This window comes from Cellulomonas biazotea (assembly GCF_004306155.1).
Taxonomy (GTDB): domain Bacteria; phylum Actinomycetota; class Actinomycetes; order Actinomycetales; family Cellulomonadaceae; genus Cellulomonas; species Cellulomonas biazotea.
In genome coordinates this window covers 1-19,384 of record NZ_BIMR01000020.1, presented here as the reverse complement: position 1 = coordinate 19,384, position 19,384 = coordinate 1, and the positions used below count along the sequence as shown (strand labels likewise).

Below are 19,384 nucleotides of genomic sequence, written 5' to 3'. Positions count from 1 at the left end.
GGTCCCCGGCGGGCCGTCGTCGTGCGGGCGGCCGTGCGCCGGGCCGGCCCCGCGGCCTGGCCAGCGGGGCCAGTGGTCACGCTCCCACCCGAAAGGTTTAGGACTCTGGACTGGTCAAGGGGGAGTCACGAGGGTTGGCCCCGTCCTGCCCGACGTGTCCCCGGACGCCCGCATCGTCGCGGAGCCCGCGGTGCCCGCCGGACCGGACCTTCGTGCACCTCCACCACCGTCCCGCGCGTGCCCGCACGGGACCCGGTGGGCACGCCCCCGCGACGCCGCGAGGGCTCGCCCGCACACCAGAAAGGTACGGACGATGTCGTCAACGACCCGCCGGCGATCCGCCTGGGTGGCAGTAGCCACCGTAGGCGTCTCGTCGTTCTTGGCGGTCGCCGGGATCACCCCCGCGATCGCCGCGGCCGGGACGGGCCAGCCCGCCACGGTCACCGTCCCCGCGGCCTCCCCGCTGCGCGCCGCCGTCGACGGCGAGTACGCGCAGCGGTTCCTCACGCAGTACGACAAGATCAAGGACCCCGCCAACGGGTACTTCAGCGCCCAGGGCATCCCGTACCACGCCGTCGAGACCCTCATGGTCGAGGCCCCCGACTACGGCCACGAGACGACGTCCGAGGCCTACTCCTACTGGCTGTGGCTCGAGGCCCTCTACGGGCAGGTCACCCAGGACTGGGCGCCGCTCAACCACGCCTGGGACACGATGGAGAAGTACATGATCCCCCAGACGGTGGATCAGCCCACGAACTCCTTCTACAACCCCGCGAAGCCCGCGACCTACGCCAACGAGTACAACCACCCGAGCCAGTACCCCTCGCAGCTCAACAGCGGCAACTCGGTCGGCGTCGACCCCATCGCCAACGAGCTCAAGAGCACGTACGGCACCTCGGACATCTACCAGATGCACTGGCTCGCGGACGTCGACAACGTCTACGGCTTCGGCGTCACCCCCGGCGCCGGCTGCCAGCTCGGCCCGACCGCGACCGGCACGTCCTTCATCAACACCTTCCAGCGCGGCCCGCAGGAGTCGGTCTGGGAGACCGTCCCGCAGCCGTCGTGCGAGGAGTTCAAGTACGGCGGCAAGAACGGGTTCCTCGACCTGTTCACCGGCGACGCGTCCTACGCCAAGCAGTGGAAGTACACCTCGGCGTCCGACGCCGACGCCCGCGCCGTCGAGGCGATCTACTGGGCCAACGTCTGGGCGACCGAGCAGGGCAAGGCGGCCGACGTCGCCGGGCTCGTCACCAAGGCCGCCAAGATGGGCGACTACCTGCGGTACACCCTGTTCGACAAGTACTTCAAGAAGATCGGCTGCACCTCGCCGACCTGCGCCGCCGGCACCGGCAAGGACAGCGCGCACTACCTGCTGTCCTGGTACATGGCCTGGGGTGGGGCGACCGACACCAACGCCGGCTGGGCCTGGCGCATCGGCTCGTCGCACGCGCACTTCGGGTACCAGAACCCGCTCGCCGCGTGGGCGCTCTCGACGGACCCCCGCCTGACGCCGAAGTCCGCCACGGCCAAGACCGACTGGGCCAACTCCCTGCAGCGCCAGCTCGAGTTCTACACGTGGCTGCAGGCCTCCAACGGCGGCATCGCCGGTGGCGCCACCAACAGCTGGGACGGCGCCTACGCGCAGCCCCCGGCCGGCACGCCCACGTTCTACGGCATGGGCTACACCGAGGCGCCCGTCTACGTCGACCCGCCGTCGAACCGCTGGTTCGGCATGCAGGCGTGGGGCGTGCAGCGCGTCGTCGAGCTCTACTACGCGTCGGGCAACGCCCAGGCGAAGAAGATCCTCGACAAGTGGGTCCCGTGGGTCGTCGCGAACATCTCGACCGACGGCGCCAACTGGAAGGTCCCGAGCGAGCTCAAGTGGACCGGCAAGCCCGACACCTGGAACGCCGCGTCGCCCACGGGCAACCCCGGCCTCACGGTCGAGGTGACCGGCTACGGCCAGGACGTCGGCGTCGCCGCCGACACCGCCCGCGCGCTGCTCTTCTACGCCGCCAAGTCCGGCGACACCGCGTCCCGCGACAAGGCGAAGGCGCTCCTCGACGCCATCTGGGCCAACAACCAGGACCCGCTGGGCGTGTCCACGGTCGAGACCCGGGGCGACTACAAGCGGTTCGACGACAAGTACGTCGCCAACGGTGACGGCATCTACATCCCGTCCGGCTGGACCGGCACGATGCCCAACGGCGACGTCATCAAGCCCGGTGTCTCCTTCCTCGACATCCGCAGCTTCTACAAGAACGACCCGCAGTGGGCCAAGGTCCAGGCCGCGCTCGACGGCGGCGCCGACCCGCAGTTCCGCTACCACCGGTTCTGGGCCCAGACGGCCGTCGCCGGTGCGCTCGGCGACTACGCGCGCCTCTTCGAGGACGGCACGACGACGCCCGACACCACGGCGCCGTCGGTCCCGACCGGCCTGCAGGCGGGCGCCGTCACCTCGACCGAGGCGACGATCTCCTGGACCGCCTCGACGGACGACACCCGGGTCGCCGGCTACGACGTCTACCGCGGCACCACCAAGGTCGGCACCGTCTCGACCGGCACGTCCTTCACGGACACCGGCCTGACCGCCTCCACGGCGTACTCGTACACCGTCCGGGCGTTCGACGCGGCCGGCAACGTCTCGGCGGCGTCCTCGGCGCTGTCCGTCACGACGAAGGCCACGCCGTCCGACACCACCGCGCCCAGCGTCCCGACGATCACGTCGAGCAGCAGCACGGTGAACAGCGTGACCCTCGGCTGGTCGGCGTCGACCGACAACACGGGCGGCTCCGGCCTCGCCGGGTACGACGTGTACCGCGGCAACACCCGCGTCGGCCAGACCACGGGCCTGACCTTCACGGACACCGGCCTCACGGCCTCGACCGCGTACTCGTACACGGTCCGGGCGCGCGACGTCGCCGGCAACGTGTCGGCCGCGTCCACGGCCGTCTCGGTCACCACCAAGGCGGACACGGTCGTCGACACCATCGCCCCGAGCGTCCCGGCGGGCCTCGTCGCGACGACGGTCGGCGAGACGAGCGTGACGCTCACGTGGAACGCGTCCACCGACACCGGTGGCTCGGGCCTCGCGGGCTACGACGTCTACCGCGGCACCACGAAGGTCGGCTCGTCGACGACGGCCACCTACACGGACAGCGGCCTGACGGCGGCGACGGCCTACTCGTACACCGTCCAGGCCAAGGACAACGCGGGCAACGTGTCCGCCGCGTCCAGCGCCCTGTCGGTCACGACGAAGTCGCCGCAGACGGGCGGCTCCTGCAAGGTCACGTACAACGCCAGCAGCTGGAACACGGGCTTCACCGCCTCGGTGAAGGTCACCAACACCGGCACGACCGCGCTGAGCAGCTGGAGCCTCGGCTTCGACTTCTCGGCCGGCCAGAAGGTGCAGCAGGGCTGGAGCGCCACCTGGGCGCAGTCCGGGACGACCGTGACGGCGACCAACGCGGCGTGGAACGGCTCGCTGGCACCCGGCCAGAGCGTCGACATCGGCTTCAACGGCTCCCACACGGGCCAGAACCCGAACCCGACGGCGTTCACGCTCAACGGCGCGGCGTGCAGCTGAGCGCGCTGAACCGCACCACCTGATCGACCAGCACCACACCGAGGCCGGCCCGGAGCACGACCGGGCCGGCCTCGGCGCGTCCGCCGGCGTCGGCAGGGCGTCCGCACGCGTCGGCACGGCGTCGGCACGGCGTCCGCGCAGGCCGGGGTCGGGTTGTCCCTACCCCGACCTCGGGGGTGGGCGTGGTGTCGGGGCGCACCCCCTGCGGCCTAGGTTCGACGACATGGCCACCCAGACCGCACCGCCCCAGCCGGGCAGCCCGCCGGACACGCCGCGGGACGTCGACGTCGTCACCCCCGGGTTCACGTCGAGCCACGGGCTGTTCACGGCACCGGCGTCGGCCGCGACGTGGCGCGCCGTCGCGCAGCTCGCGATCGGCTGGCCGTGGCTGCTGACCGTCGGGATCCTCGCGCTCACGTGGACGCTGACGTCGATCGCCCTGGTCCCCGTGTTCGGCGTCGGGCTCCCGATGCTCGTGGGCGGACTCGTCGCCGGGCGCTGGTTCGCCCGTGCCGAGCGGGCCCGCCTCGCCGCGCAGACCGGTGTCGTCGTGCCCGCCCCGACGTACCGCCGGTCCGCGAAGCCGGGTTGGTGGCGCTGGTCGACGTGGCGCGCGGTGCTCGCCGACGGGCGCCTGTGGGCGCACCAGGTCGACGCCGTCGCCGCGATGGGCGTCACGACGCTCGGCTACGGCGTCGCCTTCGGACTCGGCGGCGCCGGCATCGCGGCCGTGGCCTTCCCGGCGTACGGCCGCGGGTCCGTCGTCGACGACTGGTTCGGACTGTCGTGGCCGCTCGTCGTGGTCGTCTCCGTGCTCGGCGGCGTGGCGCTGCTGTGGCTCGCCGCGCTCGCCGCTCAGGGCACGTCGCTCGTCCTGGTCCGGCTGGCCCGGGCGCTGCTCGGCCAGACCGCGCAGTCAGAGGCCCTGCTCGAGGCCCGGGCCGCCGCGGACGCCGCGCAGCACGCCGCCGACCGTGCCGAGACCCGCGCGGAGCACCTGCGCGAGACCCGGACCGCGGCCGTCGGCGCCGCCGACGAGGAGCGTCGCCGCATCGAGCGCGACCTGCACGACGGCGCCCAGCAGCGACTCGTCGCCCTCGGCGTCGAGCTCGGCGTCGCCAAGCGGCACGCCGCCCGCGATCCGGAGACCGCCACCGCCGCCCTCGACCACGCGCACCGGGAGGTCAAGGAGACCCTCGCCGAGCTGCGCGACCTGGTCCGCGGCATCCACCCCGCCGTCCTCACCGACCGCGGCCTCGACGCCGCCCTGTCGGCCCTCGCCGCCCGGGCGCCGATCGCCGTGACCGTCGACGTGCCGCAGCCGACGACCCTCGCCCTCGCGGGCGCCGGGGCGCAGGCCGCCGCGTACTTCGTCGTCGCCGAGGCCCTCACCAACGTCACCAAGCACGCGGGCGCCCAGGCCGTCCTCGTGGAGGCCACCGTCGTCGACCGGCCCACCGGGCCCGCCCTGCGGGTCGTCGTCGCCGACGACGGCAAGGGCGGCGCGACCGCCTCGCCCGGCAGCGGCCTCGACGGGCTGCGCAGCCGTGTCGCCGCCCTCGACGGCACGTTCGACCTCGACAGCCCCGCCGGTGGCGGGACCCGGCTCACCGTGGAGGTGCCGTGCGCATCGTGATCGCGGAGGACTCCGTCCTCCTCCGGGACGGCCTGACCCGCCTGCTCGTGGCGGAGGGGCACGACGTCACCGGGTACTCCACGGCTGACGAGCTCGTCGCCGCCCTCGGGCCGGCGGGCACGGCAGGCGCCAGCGGCGCTGCCGACCTGCCCGACGTCGTCGTCACCGACGTCCGGATGCCCCCGACGCACACCGACGAGGGCCTGCGGGCCGCCGTCCACCTGCGCAGCCTGCACCGCCGCCTGCCGATCCTCGTGCTCTCGCAGTACGTCGAGCAGCGGTACGCCGTCGAGCTGTTCGCGGGCGACGTCCGCGGCCTCGGGTACGTCCTGAAGGACCGCGTCGCCGACGTCGACGAGTTCCTGGACGCCCTCGGTCGCGTCGCGTCGGGCGGCACCGTCATCGACCCCGAGGTGGTGGCCCAGATCCTCGCCCGCACCCGCAGCACCGGGCTCGAGACCCTCACCCCGCGCGAGCGCGACGTCCTCGGCCTCATGGCCGAGGGGCGCTCCAACACCGCCATCGCGGAACGCCTCGTCGTCGGCCTCCCGGCCGTCGAGAAGCACGTCACCTCGATCCTCACGAAGCTCGGCCTGCCCCCGGACGCCGACGACCACCGTCGCGTCCTCGCCGTCCTGCGCTGGCTGCAGCACGGCCCCGCCGCCCAGTCCCCGCCGGTGACCCCGGCGACCGGTGTCGCCACCGGCCGCGGTCCCGCCGGCCCCACGAACGGAGCACGCGCATGACCACGCCCACGCTCGACAAGCCCGCCCGCCCCGCGACCCCGCCGCCCGCACCCGAGGCGACCCGCACACCTCTCGCCCGCGGCCTGCTGTGGACCGGCGGCATCATCGGCGCCGTCTCTCTCCTGTGGGGCGCCGCACAGGTCGTCGACCTCGCGAAGAGCAGCACCGAGTACGCGTCCGCCACCTACGACGCGGCCCCCGTGGTCGAGCTCGTCGCCGACGGCCGTGTCGGCATCACCCCCGGCGACGCCGGCGAGATCCAGGTCGACCGCACGCAGCGCAGCGGCTGGACCTCGCCCGTGTACGAGGTCGCCGAGGGCGGCGACCGGCTCGTCGTGCGGAACACCTGCGGGTCGTGGTTCGGCGTCTGCTCCGGCTCGCTCGACGTGCAGGTGCCCGAGGGGACCGAGGTCGTCGTCCGCTCGTCCAACGGACGGGTCCACGCGGCCGGTCTCGTCGGCCCCCTCGACCTGCAGACGTCCGACGGCCGCATCGAGGTCACGCACGTCGACGGCGACGTCCGGCTGCGCACCAGCAACGGCGGCATCCTCGTGGACGACGTCAGCGGCGCCGTCGAGGCCCGCACCAGCGACGGCCGCATCGACGTCAACGGCGTCGGCGGGCACCTCGACGCGGTGACGAGCAACGGCGGTGTGCAGGTCGGCGACGTCGGCGGCGACGCCCGCGTGCGCACCAGCGACGGCAGCGTCGAGGTGTCGGGCGTGGACGGCGACGTCGAGGCCGTGACGAGCAACGGCCACGTGACCGTGTTCGGCACGGGCGAGCCCGTCGCCCTGACGATCTCGACGTCGAACGGCCGCCAGACCGTCGACGCCCCCACCGACCCGTCCGCGTCCCGCACGGTCTTCATCCGCACGTCCGACGGCAACGTGTCCTACCTGGGGCCGCGCTGACGCTAGGCGTGGATCGTCGCGACCTGGGGAAACGCGGTGAGCGCCGCGTCGCGGGTGACCAGGGTGACGTTCTCGACGATCGCCTGCGCGGCCAGGAACCGGTCGAACGGGTCGCGGTGGTCCCAGGCCAGCGAGCCTGCGAGGACCGCGTGCTGCGCGCTGATCGGCAGCTCGGTGGCCCGCAGGTCGCGCACCCGCTGCTCCCATGCCTGGACGAGCGCCGTGTACTCGACGGGGAGCTTGCCGAGCCGGACCTTCGTCGCGACCTCCATCGCCGACGCCGCCGACACGACCAGCGTGCTGGTCGGGTCGGCGAGGACGGCGCGAGCGGCCGGGTCGACGGTGCCCGGCTCGGCGAGCAGCCACAGGACGACGTGCGTGTCGAGCAGGTAGGCCCGGCTCACTCCCACGCCGCCAGCTCGTCCTCGCTCATCGGCTCGAAGAAGGAGCTCGGCGTGGGGGGAAGGTCCATGATCCCGAACTCACGCGGCGCGGCCCCGAGCGGGACGAGCTGGACGGCGGGGACACCGGCGCGGGCGATCTTCACGACTCCGCCCAGCTCGGCCTCGGCGAGCAAGGCAGACAGACGCGCTTTGGCGTCCTGCACGTTCACGATGGTGTCCACGGCGCGTTAGTCTACCTGGACCAGACCACTTGGACCAGGTGTCGGTCCACGAGCCTTGCCGGTGGCGTCGAGAGTGCGCCGAGGCGTGGCACGAGTCGCCCGTGCCGCACGGCTCGCGCCCGCGAACGCAGCGCCACTGGTCACCCGAGGCCGGGACGCGATGACGCTGCGGGCAAGCGAAAGGCCCCCTGGCGCGAGCGGACTCGCTGACCAGAGGGCCTTCCACACTGTCGGGGTGGCGGGATTCGAACCCACGACCTCTTCGTCCCGAACGAAGCGCGCTACCAAGCTGCGCCACACCCCGTGGAGCCCCGTAAGGATAGCCGACGGGTGCCCGTCCGACGAAACCGGATCCGGTCCGCAGGCCAGGGCGCCGTCAGCGCCCCGCGGTCACGGTGCGACGAGGGTGAGCAGCGTCGCCTCGGGCCGGCACGCGAAGCGCACCGGCGCGTACGGGGACGTGCCCAGGCCGGCGGACACGTGCAGCCAGCCTGACCCGGCGCCGCCGGGACGGTCGGGGCGCGGGCCGGGCCAGCCGTGCAGGCCCTTGGCACGCCGCGCGTCGAGGTCGCAGTTCGTGACGAGCGCGCCCCACAGGGGCACGGCGAGCTGGCCGCCGTGCGTGTGGCCCGCGATGGCCAGGTCGACGTCGTCGGCGTGCATCGCGTCGAGGACCCGCCGGTAGGGGGCGTGCGTGACGCCCAGGTGCAGGTCGACGGGGACGGGTCCCGTGCGGGCGTCGTCGTCGCGGCCCCCGGCGGGGAACCGGTCGCGGTCGAGGTGCGCGTCGTCGGTGCCGACGAGCGACAGGACGCGGCCGTCGACCTTGAGGACGTCGCGCCGGTTCGTGAGGTCGACCCACCCGGCCGCGCTGAACCGTGCGACGAGCTCGCGCCACGGCAGCTCGACGGGACGCTCGGGGTGCGGGCCGCGGGCGTCGGGCAGCAGGTAGCGCGCCGGGTTCTTCGCGCGCGGCGCGAAGTAGTCGTTCGAGCCGAGGACGAACGCCCCCGGTCGGGCCAGGTGCGGCTCGAGGGCGTCGAGCAGGGCAGGCATGGCGTCGAGGTGCGCCCAGTTGTCACCCGTGTCGACGACCAGGTGCGGGTCGAGCGACGCGAGGTCCCGCACCCAGTCGACCTTGCGGCGCTGGCCGGGCGTGAGGTGCAGGTCCGACAGGTGCAGGATCCGCAGCGGCTCCTGGCCGGCGGGGAGCACGGGCACGGTGACCTCGCGCAGCGCGTACCACTGCGCCTCGACGAGCGACCACGCGAGGGCGCCGGCCCCGGCGAGCGCCAGCGCGCCGAGCGCGCGACCCGCCGAGGTCGGGCCGGCGGACGTCACGGTCGCCCGCCGCCGTTGCCGCCGCCGTTCCCGCCACCGTTTCCGCCGCCGTTCCCGCCGTCGTTCTGCCCGGGGAACCCGGGCAGGCCCGGCAGCGGCCCGGCGGGCGGCTGGCCGTTCGACAGGGTGAGCGTGATGACGGACCCGCGCACCGCGGTGCCGGACGGGTTCTGCTCCGCGACGCTGCCCGCGGGGTACGTGGACGGCACCTGGGAGCCGTTCATCGTCACCCGGAAGCCGCGGTCCGTGAGGGCCTTGCGGGCGTCGGCCTCGGACATCCCGAGGACGCCGGGCACGCCGACCCGCTCCCCGAAGATCTCCTTGTCGGCGGCCGGCGCGAAGCCCGGGACGGAGACGCCCGCGAGGGTCTGCTCCATGTACCGCTTCCACGTCGGCGCCGCGATCGAGGACCCGTAGACGTTCCGGTAGAACTTCCCGTTGATCGTCTTGTCCTGCACGGGGCGCATGCCGTCGGGGAAGCCGACCCACACGGCGGTGGAGCGCAGCGTCGTGTACCCGACGAACCAGGTGTGCTCGTTCTCGCTCGTCGTGCCGGTCTTGCCCGCGGAGGGGAAGCCGGGTGCGCCGACGGACTTCGCGGTGCCGTTCCACACGTTGCTGAGCGCGTAGTTCATCGCGTTGGCGATCCGCGGCTCGATGGCGTTGTGGCAGTTCGCGCTGGGGACGGGCAGCGGCTGGCCGTCCGCGTCCATGACGCTCGTGATCGCGATCGGCGCGCAGTAGGTGCCGCCCGACGCGAACGTCGCGAACGCGGCTGCCATCGTCAGCGGCGCGACCGAGTTGACGCCGATGATGTTGGACGGGAACGAGTCGAAGTCGCCGTTGCCGGCGAGACCGCCGGCCTTGTGCACGCCGAGCTCGGCGGCGCCCTTCATGATGTTGCAGAGGTCGAGCTGCGTGCCCATCGCGAGGTACGCCGAGTTGACGGAGTTCCGCGTCGCGTCGAGGACCGACATGACGCCGCCGTCGCCCTCGGCGTTGCCGGGCGTCCACGAGGAGTTCTTCCCGCGGGTGCCGCACGCGGTGAACATGTTCTCGTTGAGCGGCCGCTTCCGGCCGTCGATCGTCTCCTGCAGGCTGTGCCCCTGCTTGAGCCACTCGAGCAGGGTGAACGGCTTGAACGTCGAGCCCGGCGGGAAGCCGGACGCGCTGCCGTAGGCGTTGTCGGCGTTGAAGTTGACGGACGTCTCGCGGTCGCCGTGCTCGCTCACCGCGGTGTACGTGCGGTTCTGCGCCATCGCCGTGATCTTGCCGCTGTTCGGCTCGACGGAGACGATCGCGCTCGCGACGCCCTCCGGGTCGTCGACGGGGATGCCGTTCTTCACCTCGGTGTCGGCGATCGTCTGCTCGCGCGGGTCCAGCGTGGTCGTGATGGTCAGGCCGCCGCGGTACAGCCGGTCGATGCGGTCCCGGAGGGTCTCGCCGAACGTCGGGTCGGTGCGGATGACCTTGGTGACGTAGTCGCAGAAGTAGCCGGACCCGGCGACGACGTCACCGGCGGACATGCAGCCCTGCTTGAGCGGCTGGACGCGCAGGGTGTCCGCGAGAGGCACCGCGATGGCCGCGTCGGCCTCCTCGACGGTGATGTACCCCTGCGCCTGCATGAGCCGCAGGATGACGTTGCGACGCTGCTCGGACGCGGCCGGGTCGCGCGTCGGGTCCCACTTGCCGGGGCTCTGCGTGATGCCCGCGATCGTGGCCGCCTCGCCGGGCGTGAGGTCGCTCGCGGGCTTGCTGAAGTAGAACTGCGCGGCCGACTCGGCGCCGTACAGCGACGACGCCCCGAACTGCGCGATGTTGAGGTACTTCTCGAGGATCTCGTCCTTCGTCATCTGCTTCTCGAGCGTGATGGCGAGCTTGGCCTCGCGGAGCTTGCGCGCGTACCCCTCGGGGCCCTCCGCGCCCTTGGCCGCCTTGAGGGCGGCCTTGCGCTTGACGGGGTCCTCCTCGGCCTCGGCGGCCTCGATGAGCACGTTCTTCACGTACTGCTGCGTGAGCGTCGACGCGCCCTCCTGGCCCTCGCCGTCCTCGCCGATGAGGTTCTTCACGGCGGCGCGCAGCATGCCCGTCGGGTCGACGCCCGCGTGCTGGTAGAAGCGCTTGTCCTCGACGGCGACCACGGCGTGCTGCAGGTGGATCGAGATCCCCGACAGCGGCACGACGACGCGGTTCTGCTCGAAGAACGTCGCGAGCAGCGTGCCGTCGGCGGCGAGGATCACCGACTTCTCGGGCAGCGCCTTCTGCTCGAGCTCGGTGGGGAGCTCGTCGAAGGCGGTCACGGACATGTCGGTGACGGTGTTGGCGACGGCGACGCCGGGCAGGACGAGCCCGGCGGCGAGCACGCCGCCGACACCGGCGACCAGGACGAACGACAGCAGCAGGGCGAGAGCCTGGAAGACGTTGACCTGGCGGCCGCGCGCGCGCGGAGGATGAGGCATGCCGACAGGGTAGTCGGGGCACCTGTCCGGGTCGTCGCCGACGCGTGCCGGGCCCGTCGACCTGCACCGGACCTGCACATGCCCCGGGGGCTCGCACGCAGGCGTGCGAGGTCCGGACAGTGTCCGCGGGTGTCCAGCAGGAGGTGGTCAGACGTCCATCTGTCGAAATGACCCGAAAGGAGTCTCGCCAGACGAGCACGTGACCCGCTAGTTTCCCGGCAGGACACGGGTGCCCGCGGCACCCGTCCGTCGTCGAGGGAGGGTGAGTGGCAACCGTCACGCAGGACGCGCACTGGACCGCGATCGCCGCCTGCGGCACGGGCAAGCTCTCACCCGACGCGCTGTTCGTCGAGGGAGCCGCGCAGCGCGAGGCCCGGACCGTGTGCACGGGGTGCCCCGTGCGGCTGGAGTGCCTCGCCGACGCGCTCGACAACCGCATGGACTTCGGCGTGTGGGGCGGCATGACCGAGCGTGAGCGCCGCGCGCTGCTGCGCCGCCGGCCCGACGTGCGCTCCTGGTGGTCGGAGCTCGTCGGCAACGAGCCGGCCGCCCTCCAGGTCGCCCTGCCCGCTCCTCTGACGGTCCGGTGAGAGCGCTTGCATGACCTGCCTGCGACCCACGGCTAGGGTGGGCGCATGGCCACGCAGCAGTGGGAGTACGCGACGATCCCCCTCATCATCCACGCCACCAAGGCGATCCTCGACCAGTGGGGAGCGGACGGCTGGGAGCTCGTCCAGGTGATCCAGGGTCCCGACCAGGGCCTGGTCGCCTACCTCAAGCGCCCCAAGCAGTCCTGATGGGCGCCGCCGCGCGCCTCGACGCGCTCGGCCTCCAGCTGCCCACGGTGGCGGCGCCCGTCGCGGCGTACGTGCCCGCGGTCCGCAGCGGCGACCACGTGTGGACGTCCGGCCAGCTGCCGTTCGTCGCCGGGTCCCTGCCCGCGACCGGCAAGGTCGGCGACGGCCCCGGGCTGGTCACGCCGCAGGACGCCACCGCGCTCGCCCGGACCGCCGCGCTCAACGCGCTGGCCGCCGTCGCGGCGCTGGTCGAGTCCGAGGGCGGACCTTCGGGCGCGGACGCGCTGGACCGGGTGGGCCGGGTCGTCAAGGTCGTCGGGTTCGTCGCGAGCGACCCGTCGTTCACGGGTCAGCCCGCGGTCGTCAACGGCGCGAGCCTGCTCCTGCACGAGGTCCTCGGCGACGCGGGCGTGCACGCCCGGTCGGCGGTCGGCGTCGCGGTCCTGCCGCTGGACTCGCCCGTCGAGGTCGAGCTGGTGGTCGAGCTGCTCGCCTGAGCAGCCCGACCGGGGCCGGTCGCTACCGACCGGCCCGGCGACACCGCTCAGCGGGCCCGGCGCTCCAGCCGGTCGACGTCGAGCAGCACGACCGCACGGCCCTCGCGCCGCACCCAGCCGCGCGCCGCGAAGTCGGCCAGCGCCTTGTTGACGGTCTCGCGCGACGCGCCGACAAGCTGCGCGAGCTCCTCCTGCGTGAGGTCGTGCGCGACGCGGACGCCCTCGTCGACCTTCTCGCCGAACCGCGTCGACAGGTCGAGCAGCGCCTTCGCGACACGACCGGGCACGTCGGAGAACACGAGGTCCGCGAGGGCCTCGTTGGTGCGGCGCAGCCGCCGCGCGAGGGCCTGCAGCAGGTGCTGCGCGACCGACGGCTTGTCGTGCAGCCACTTGATGAGGTCGCCGTGGCCGAGCTCGAGGACCTGCGCGTCGGCGACGACGGTCGCCGTGGCGGTGCGGGGGCCCGGGTCGAACAGCGACAGCTCGCCGAACATCTCGCCGGGGCCGAGGACGGCCAGCAGGTTCTCGCGCCCGTCGTTGGAGCGGCGCCCGAGCTTGATCTTCCCGTCGCGCACCACGTACAGCCGGTCGCCGGGCTCGCCCTCGTGGAACAGGGTGTCGCCGCGCACCAGGTGGAGCGGCTTCATGGTCGCGACGAGCGTGCCGGACGTCTCGGCGTCCAGCCCGGCGAACAGCGGGGCCGCCAGAACGATGTCGTCCTCCATCGTGGCTCCTTCCTTCCCGGCCACGACCCGCGGGTCACCCGGCCTCCGACCGCGGCGCGCCCGTCGGGCTCCTGCGGTACCGATCCCGGGGCCGCAGGTCAGCGGCGCCGGCACCTACAGTTTGCCGCATCAACGGCCTCAGCCCCGACCGATGGGCTCCTGGAGGCACGCGGTGGTGGCCTCGGGGTCGAGCGCGAGGCGCGTGATGAGCTGTTCGGTGGCGTCGGAGAGGGCCGACGTGACGCCTTCCTCGTAGCGCGCGAGCTGCGCGTCGAGGGCCCGCAGGTCGTCGAGCGTCGCGAGCTCCGCGGCGGGGGTGCCCGTGAGGACGGCGGCGAGCTCCCCGGGACGGGGGACGTCGACGCCCACGTCGAGCGGCAGCTGGAACGCGACGTCCTCGCCGAGCGTCGCCGGCCGGGCGACCTGCGCGACGGCGAGGTCCAGGCGCGCACGCACGAGGCGGCGCCACCACCCGACGCGCGCCCGTTCCGCACGCAGCGCGCGCCGGTCGAGTCGCAGGTCGCGCACACGCTGCTCGGTCACGGGTGTCATCGCGCCACTGCCTCCAGAGGTCTCACGTGGGCTTCGGCGCCCGGGACGTCCGACTTGAGTCGGCATCCGTGTGAGTTCTGCCAGGTCACGCGCTCGGGCGGGACGCCGCGACCCGGCCTACGCTGCGTTCCGTGAGCGTCGCGCCGGGCACCGCCGAGACCGCCCTGGCCCGCACGCGCCGGGCCCGCCGCGTCGACCGGGCGCTGGCCGTGCGGTACCCCGACGCGCGGTGCGAGCTGGACTTCACGTCACCGTTCGAGCTGCTCGTCGCGACCGTGCTGTCGGCGCAGACGACCGACGTGCGCGTCAACCTCACGACGCCCACGCTGTTCGCCCGCTACCCCGACCCGGCCGCGCTCGCCGCGGCCGACCCCGACGAGCTCGAGGAGATCCTGCGGCCCACGGGGTTCTTCCGTGCGAAGGCCCGGTCGGTGACCGGGCTGTCGGCGGCGCTGGTCGAGCGGTACGGCGGCGTCGTGCCGCACCGGCTCGCCGACCTCGTGACCCTGCCGGGCGTCGGCCGCAAGACCGCCAACGTCGTGCTGGGCAACGCGTTCGACATCCCGGGCATCACGACCGACACGCACGTGCTGCGGCTGTCGCTGCGGCTCGGCTACACGACGAGCGAGGACCCGCTGGTCGTCGAGCGCGAGCTCGGGGAGCTGCTGCCGCGCAAGGACTGGACCATGGCGTGCCACCGGCTGATCTTCCACGGTCGTCGCACGTGCTTCGCCCGTCGTCCCGCGTGCGGCGCGTGCCCGGTCGCGGCGTGGTGCCCGTCGGCGGGCATCGGCGAGAACGACCCGGTGCGCGCGACGGCGATGCTCAAGGGCTGACGGCGACCGGGACCGTCTCCGCGAGCCAGTCGAGCAGGACGTCGGTGACGACGCCCGGCACCTCGTCGGGCAGGAAGTGCCCGGCCGTCGGGACCAGCTCGTAGCGGTAGCGGTGACCGACGAGCTGCGCGGTCGACGCCGACAGCGCCGCGTGCGACGACGGGCGCAGGCCGTCCTGGCCGCCGTGCACCTGCAGCACGGGCAGCGGGCGCGTCCGGCCGAGGGCCGCGTGGTAGCGCCGGCCGTCGGGGCGGGGCATCGACCGCACGAGCCAGCGCAGCTGCTCCATCTGGCTGTGCGCGGCGAACGGGACGCGCGCGGCCTCGCGGTAGCGGCGCTCGGCGTCGGCGTCGAGCCAGCCCGGTGCGCCACCCCACTCGGTGAGCAGGGTGCGCACCAGGTCGCCGCGCTGCATCGCGCGCTCCGGGAACGACGGGAGCTGCGCGAAGGCCAGCCGGCGCACCGCAGCGGGGCGCAGCGCGGCCCGCGGGTGTCCGTGCAGGTCGAGCGGGTGCGGGGCGGCGAGCGCCGCGACGGCCATGACGACGTCCGGGTGCAGCGCGGCCATCGCCCACGCGATCTCGCCGCCCGTGCCGTTCCCGACGACGACCGCCTGCGACGCGCCCAGGGAACGGACGACGCCCGCGACGTCCGCGGCGAGCGTCGGGACGTCGTACCCCTGCGGTGGCTTGTCGGAGGCGCCCGTGCCGCGCACGTCCATCGCCGCGACCCGGTACCCGGCGTCGGCGAGCGCGGGGACCTGGTGCCGCCACGCCCACCAGAACTGCGGGATCCCGTGCAGGAGCACGACGAGGGGCGTGTCGCGGTCGTCGGGTCCGGACACGGCGACGTGGAACCGGGCGCCGTTCGCGGCGACGAACCGGTGCCGCCACGGCCCCTCGACGAGGAGGGTGGCGGAGTCGACGGTGCTCATCGGAGCCGAACCTACCCGGTACGGGCCGGGTCGGACGGCGCGGCAGCCGCGTGATGACGGTCGCGCCACCACAGCGCGGCACCGCCGGCGGCCGCCGCGAGGGCCGAGCCGACGAGCACCGCGACCACGACGTGCTCGTCGTGCGCGCTGCCCGCACCGAACGCGAGCTCCCCGACGAGCAGCGACACCGTGAAGCCGATCCCGGCGACCAGCCCGACGGCCAGCACGTCCGCCCAGCCCAGCCCGGGCGCGAGCGTCGCGCGCGTGAACCGGGCGACGAGCCACGTCGCGGCGAGGATCCCGAGCGGCTTGCCGACGACCAGCCCGAGCGCGACGCCCTGCGCCGCGGGGTCCGCGAGCGCGGCCGCGAACGTCCCCGCGGCGAACGTGACCCCCGCCGCGAACACCGCGAAGACCGGCACCGCGAACCCGGCCGAGACCGGGCGCCACCGGTGCTCCCACCGCTCGGCGAGCGACTCGTCCGGCTCCTCGGGCAGGCGCAGCGCCCGCTGCGTCGCGGCCGTCGTCGCCGGCACGACCAGGCCCAGCAGCACCCCTGCGATCGTCGCGTGCACCCCGGACGCGTGCATGAGGGCCCACGCCGCGACCGCCAGCGGCAGCAGGAGCCACCCGCTCGTCCGGCCCCGTGCGACCGCGAGCGCGAACACCCCGACCGTCGCGAGGCTCGCCGCGAGCCACCCGAGCGCCACGTGGTCCGTGTAGAAGACGCCGATGACGACGATGGCGAGCAGGTCGTCGACCACCGCGAGCGTCAGCAGGAACGCGCGCAGCGAGTTCGGCAGGCTGCGCCCCACGATGGCCAGGACCGACACCGCGAACGCGATGTCCGTCGCGGTCGGGACCGCCCAGCCCTCCGGCGACCCGCGGCCCGCCGGCAGGTTGACCGCGAGGTACAGCGCCGCGGGCACGAGCATGCCGCCGACCGCCGCGACCACCGGGACGACCGCACGTCGCACGTCGCGCAGCTCACCCGCGACGATCTCCCGCTTGAGCTCGAGCCCGACGACGAAGAAGAACACCGCGAGCAGGCCGTCGGTCGCCCACTGCGACAGCGTGAGGTCGAGGTGCAGCGCGGCCGGGCCGACGACCGTCGTCGACACCGCGTCGTACGCCGCCGGCCACAGGTTCGCCCAGAGCAGGGCGACGACCGTGCCGACCAGCAGCAGCACCCCGCCCGCGCGCTCCTCGCGCAGCGTGTCCGCGAGGTTGCGCTCACCACCGGGGGTCAGCGCGGAGAAGAGGCGGGCGGCAGGACGGCGGGGCACGGCGGACCTCCGGGCACGACGACAGGACTGCCGACCAGACTTCCCGGCGCACCGCCGTCCAGGGTAGCGGTGCCGCGTGCGGTGAGGCGGGTGTCAGGCGTCCGCGGGCGTCGGGACGTCGCTGCGGTCCTCCGCGGCGGCGCGCCGGTCCTTCGGCGGGTCGAACCGGTAGCCCACGTTGCGGACCGTGCCGATGAGCTGCTCGTGCTCGGGACCGAGCTTCGCGCGCAGACGACGCACGTGGACGTCCACCGTGCGCGTGCCCCCGTAGTAGTCGTAGCCCCAGACCTCCTGCAGCAGCTGCGCGCGCGTGAAGACACGACCCGGGTGCTGGACGAGGTACTTGAGGAGCTCGAACTCCTTGTACGTGAGGTCGAGCGGGCGGCCGCGCAGGCGGGCCGTGTAGCCGCCCGCGTCGATCGTCAGCTCGCCCGACGAGATCTCCTGCGGGGCGTCGTCGTAGCCCGCGGTCGCCGCGCGCTCCATGACGAGCCGGAACCGGGTCTCGACCTCGGCCGGGTTCGCCGTCTCCAGGATGATGTCGTCCGCGCCCCACTCGGCCGTGACGACCGTGAGGCCGCCCTCGGTGAGGACCAGCACGAGCGGGACCGTGAGCCCCGTCGCGCGCAGCAGCCGGCACGTCGTGCGTGCCGTCACCAGGTCGCGACGTGCGTCGAGCACGACGATGTCCGCGTCCGGGGCGTCCACCAGTGCTGACGGTTCGACAGGGAGCACCCGGACCCGGTGCGACAGCAGACCGAGCGCCGGGAGCACCTGAGCAGAGCCCCCGGACGCGGGAGTGAGCAGCAGCAGATCTGCCACGTGGAACCTCCTCCCCGCGTGCGAGTGCTGCACACCGTACCGCGCCGACGAGCAGCGCCGTGCCCGTGGTCGCCCCGCCGGACGACGCGGGACGACCACGGGGTCGCGACGCCGGACGACGCGGGACGCGCACCGGGTCGCCCCGCCGGAGGACGCAGGTCTGCGACAATCGCTGCCGTGCCGACCCGCCCCCACGCCCCGTCGACGTCCGCCCGGACGTCCCCCGGGGTGTCCCCGCTGACGTCCTCGACGGCCGGGCGGTAGCCCCCGCATGCAGCTCGCCACACGCGCCGTCCTCACGGCCGTCCTCGCCGCCGTCGTCGCCGTCGCCGGGTACCTCGGACCCCTCCCGCTCGCCGGGGTGTGCGGCGTCCTCGTGCTCGTCCTCGCCGTCGGCTGGCCCGCCCTCGCCGGTCTGCCGTTCGGCCCGGGGTCGTCCGTCGTCGTCGCGCTCGGCGGGCTCGGGTCGGTCGCCGTCGTCACCTTCGCCGCCGAGCAGCCGTACCTCCAGGGGCTGCCCGTCGTGTTCGCCGGCGCGATCGTGCTGGCGTTCGTCAACGAGCTCCTGCGCCGTGACGGCCGGGTGCGGCTCGTCGAGTCCGTGTCGGGCACGGTCGCCGGGACGCTCGTCGCCGTCGCCGCGACCGGCTGGGTCGCCATCGACCGCGGCCCCGAGGGGGAGGCCCTCGTCGTCGCCGGGGCGCTCGCGCTCGCCGTCGGGTCCGTCGTCGTCGCGATCCACCTGCCCGCGTGGCTCGGCGTCGTCGTCACGACCCTGAGCGCCGCTGCGGCCGGTGCCCTCGCCGGGTTCCTGCTGCCCGAGTTCGACCCGCTCGCGGGCGGTCTGCTCGGCGTCGCCGTCGGTGTGCTCGTCGCCGCGCTGCACGCGCTGTTCGACCGGATGCCCGCCCTCGAGCGCCCGCGCCCCGCGCTCGCCGTCGTCGCGCTGCCCGTGACCGTCACCGGGCTGCTCGTGTACGTCGTCGGCCGCGTGCTGGTGGGCTGACGCGTGGACCGCGTCCTCCTCGTCCTGGCCGTGCTGGCCGCAGCCGCCGCCCTCGGGTTCGTGTGGCGTGCGCGCAACGGCCGCTTCACCCCCGTCGCGCCCGCGGTGCTCGCCGCCGCCGAGCGCACGGACGGGTCCGACGCCGCGACGACAGCCCTGGACGACGACGCCTCCGCGGACCGGCTCACCGCCGACGACCTCGGTGCGGCGCTGGGGGAGCGCGCCACGTTCCTCCAGCTGTCGAGCGAGGTGTGCGCGCCCTGCCGACGCACCCACGCGGTCCTGCAGACGGTCGCGGCCGAGCACCCCGGCGTCTCGCACCTCGACCTGGACGTCGCGGAGCACCTCGACCTCGTGCGACGCTTCCACGTGATGCGCACGCCCACCGTCCTGCTGCTCGACGCGAGCGGAGCGGTCGTCGGCCGGATGTCCGGTGCGACCGACCGCCGGCAGGCTCTGGCCGCCCTCGACACCGTCGAGTCCTGTCGCGGCGGGGTCGCCCCGCGCTGACGCCCACCCCGGGTCGTCGGTGCGCGGCCCGTCCGGGCGGCAGCCGCCCGGCCCGGCCCGGCGGCCCCGGCCCTGCGCAGCCCCCGCTGCGCCCCGAGCGCCTCGCCCA

At 74.1% G+C, this 19,384-nt stretch carries 19 protein-coding genes and 1 tRNA gene; 10 read left to right on the top strand and 10 right to left on the bottom strand.

Annotated elements, in window-relative coordinates; genetic code table 11:
• The first annotated feature begins 313 nt into the window (after nt 1–313).
• From CBZ_RS02065 to CBZ_RS02050, 4 genes are all read left to right on the top strand, one after another.
• Nucleotides 314–3,589, top strand: coding sequence for a glycoside hydrolase family 48 protein (locus CBZ_RS02065; protein ID WP_130779961.1), 3,276 nt, complete (start codon nt 314–316; stop codon nt 3,587–3,589).
• Between the two features lie 223 nt (nt 3,590–3,812).
• Nucleotides 3,813–5,225 (top strand): sensor histidine kinase, encoded by a 1,413-nt coding sequence (locus CBZ_RS02060; protein WP_130779960.1) that lies wholly within the window; start codon nt 3,813–3,815, stop codon nt 5,223–5,225.
• Nucleotides 5,213–5,971 (top strand): LuxR C-terminal-related transcriptional regulator, encoded by a 759-nt coding sequence (locus tag CBZ_RS02055; protein ID WP_130779959.1) that lies wholly within the window; start codon nt 5,213–5,215, stop codon nt 5,969–5,971. Before CBZ_RS02060 ends, CBZ_RS02055 begins: the two co-directional genes overlap by 13 nt.
• A complete protein-coding gene (locus CBZ_RS02050) occupies nt 5,968–6,885 on the top strand; it encodes a DUF4097 family beta strand repeat-containing protein (protein WP_130779958.1) in 918 nt (305 codons plus the stop codon). The genes CBZ_RS02055 and CBZ_RS02050 overlap by 4 nt, the downstream gene beginning before the upstream one ends.
• Before the next feature lie 2 nt (nt 6,886–6,887).
• Here the strand turns inward: CBZ_RS02050 and CBZ_RS02045 are convergent, their stop codons facing one another.
• From CBZ_RS02045 to CBZ_RS02025, 5 genes are all read right to left on the bottom strand, one after another.
• On the bottom strand, nt 6,888–7,295 hold the full coding sequence (locus CBZ_RS02045) for a type II toxin-antitoxin system VapC family toxin (RefSeq protein WP_307720740.1): 408 nt from the start codon (nt 7,293–7,295) through the stop codon (nt 6,888–6,890).
• Nucleotides 7,286–7,510, bottom strand: a complete 225-nt coding sequence (locus CBZ_RS02040) for a type II toxin-antitoxin system Phd/YefM family antitoxin (protein WP_130779957.1) — start codon at nt 7,508–7,510, stop codon at nt 7,286–7,288. The genes CBZ_RS02045 and CBZ_RS02040 overlap by 10 nt, the downstream gene beginning before the upstream one ends.
• Before the next feature lie 230 nt (nt 7,511–7,740).
• A tRNA-Pro gene (locus CBZ_RS02035) sits at nt 7,741–7,814 on the bottom strand.
• An 86-nt stretch (nt 7,815–7,900) separates the two neighbouring features.
• A complete protein-coding gene (locus tag CBZ_RS02030; protein ID WP_130779956.1) occupies nt 7,901–8,851 on the bottom strand; it encodes a metallophosphoesterase in 951 nt (316 codons plus the stop codon).
• Nucleotides 8,848–11,310, bottom strand: coding sequence for a penicillin-binding protein (locus tag CBZ_RS02025; RefSeq protein ID WP_130779955.1), 2,463 nt, complete (start codon nt 11,308–11,310; stop codon nt 8,848–8,850). Before CBZ_RS02025 ends, CBZ_RS02030 begins: the two co-directional genes overlap by 4 nt.
• Before the next feature lie 266 nt (nt 11,311–11,576).
• Between CBZ_RS02025 and CBZ_RS02020 the strand changes: the two genes are divergently transcribed.
• Genes CBZ_RS02020 through CBZ_RS02010 form a run of 3 tightly spaced genes read left to right on the top strand, consistent with a single transcriptional unit; the run spans nt 11,577 to nt 12,604 of the window.
• Nucleotides 11,577–11,900 carry a WhiB family transcriptional regulator gene (locus CBZ_RS02020; RefSeq protein ID WP_130779954.1) on the top strand — a complete coding sequence of 108 codons (324 nt, stop codon included), beginning with the start codon at nt 11,577–11,579 and terminating at the stop codon, nt 11,898–11,900.
• A 45-nt stretch (nt 11,901–11,945) separates the two neighbouring features.
• Nucleotides 11,946–12,107, top strand: coding sequence for a Sp36 family protein (sp36, locus tag CBZ_RS02015; protein ID WP_130779953.1), 162 nt, complete (start codon nt 11,946–11,948; stop codon nt 12,105–12,107).
• On the top strand, nt 12,107–12,604 hold the full coding sequence (locus tag CBZ_RS02010) for a RidA family protein (RefSeq protein ID WP_130779952.1): 498 nt from the start codon (nt 12,107–12,109) through the stop codon (nt 12,602–12,604). The genes sp36 and CBZ_RS02010 overlap by 1 nt, the downstream gene beginning before the upstream one ends.
• Before the next feature lie 47 nt (nt 12,605–12,651).
• On the opposite strand, the gene CBZ_RS02005 is transcribed toward CBZ_RS02010, so the two are convergent.
• Nucleotides 12,652–13,329 (bottom strand): Crp/Fnr family transcriptional regulator, encoded by a 678-nt coding sequence (locus CBZ_RS02005; protein ID WP_130779951.1) that lies wholly within the window; start codon nt 13,327–13,329, stop codon nt 12,652–12,654.
• 138 nt (nt 13,330–13,467) lie between these two features.
• Nucleotides 13,468–13,881 carry a hypothetical protein gene (locus CBZ_RS02000; RefSeq protein ID WP_130779950.1) on the bottom strand — a complete coding sequence of 138 codons (414 nt, stop codon included), beginning with the start codon at nt 13,879–13,881 and terminating at the stop codon, nt 13,468–13,470.
• A gap of 131 nt (nt 13,882–14,012) precedes the next feature.
• On the opposite strand from CBZ_RS02000, the gene nth reads away from it, so the two are divergent.
• A complete protein-coding gene (gene nth / locus CBZ_RS01995) occupies nt 14,013–14,717 on the top strand; it encodes an endonuclease III (RefSeq protein ID WP_130779949.1) in 705 nt (234 codons plus the stop codon).
• On the opposite strand, the gene CBZ_RS01990 is transcribed toward nth, so the two are convergent.
• The 3 genes from CBZ_RS01990 to CBZ_RS01980 all read right to left on the bottom strand — a co-directional run bounded on the left by CBZ_RS01990 (nt 14,707) and on the right by CBZ_RS01980 (nt 17,759).
• Complete coding sequence (locus CBZ_RS01990; RefSeq protein ID WP_130779948.1) at nt 14,707–15,651, bottom strand: alpha/beta fold hydrolase; 945 nt, start codon at nt 15,649–15,651, stop codon at nt 14,707–14,709. The two genes, nth and CBZ_RS01990, sit on opposite strands and share 11 nt — an antisense overlap.
• Nucleotides 15,652–15,662: 11 nt before the next feature.
• Complete coding sequence (gene nhaA, locus CBZ_RS01985; RefSeq protein ID WP_130779947.1) at nt 15,663–16,937, bottom strand: Na+/H+ antiporter NhaA; 1,275 nt, start codon at nt 16,935–16,937, stop codon at nt 15,663–15,665.
• Nucleotides 16,938–17,030: 93 nt separating this feature from the next.
• The gene (locus tag CBZ_RS01980; RefSeq protein ID WP_130779946.1) at nt 17,031–17,759 is read right to left on the bottom strand and encodes a winged helix-turn-helix transcriptional regulator; all 729 of its coding nucleotides are present in this window, start codon (nt 17,757–17,759) and stop codon (nt 17,031–17,033) included.
• A 271-nt stretch (nt 17,760–18,030) separates the two neighbouring features.
• Here CBZ_RS01980 and CBZ_RS01975 point away from each other — a divergent pair, with 271 nt between their 5' ends.
• Both CBZ_RS01975 and CBZ_RS01970 read left to right on the top strand, forming a co-directional pair.
• Nucleotides 18,031–18,765: a hypothetical protein gene (locus CBZ_RS01975; protein ID WP_130779945.1), complete on the top strand. Its 735-nt coding sequence runs from the start codon at nt 18,031–18,033 to the stop codon at nt 18,763–18,765.
• 3 nt (nt 18,766–18,768) lie between these two features.
• Nucleotides 18,769–19,275, top strand: a complete 507-nt coding sequence (locus tag CBZ_RS01970; RefSeq protein WP_130779944.1) for a thioredoxin family protein — start codon at nt 18,769–18,771, stop codon at nt 19,273–19,275.
• Nucleotides 19,276–19,384: the final 109 nt, after the last annotated feature.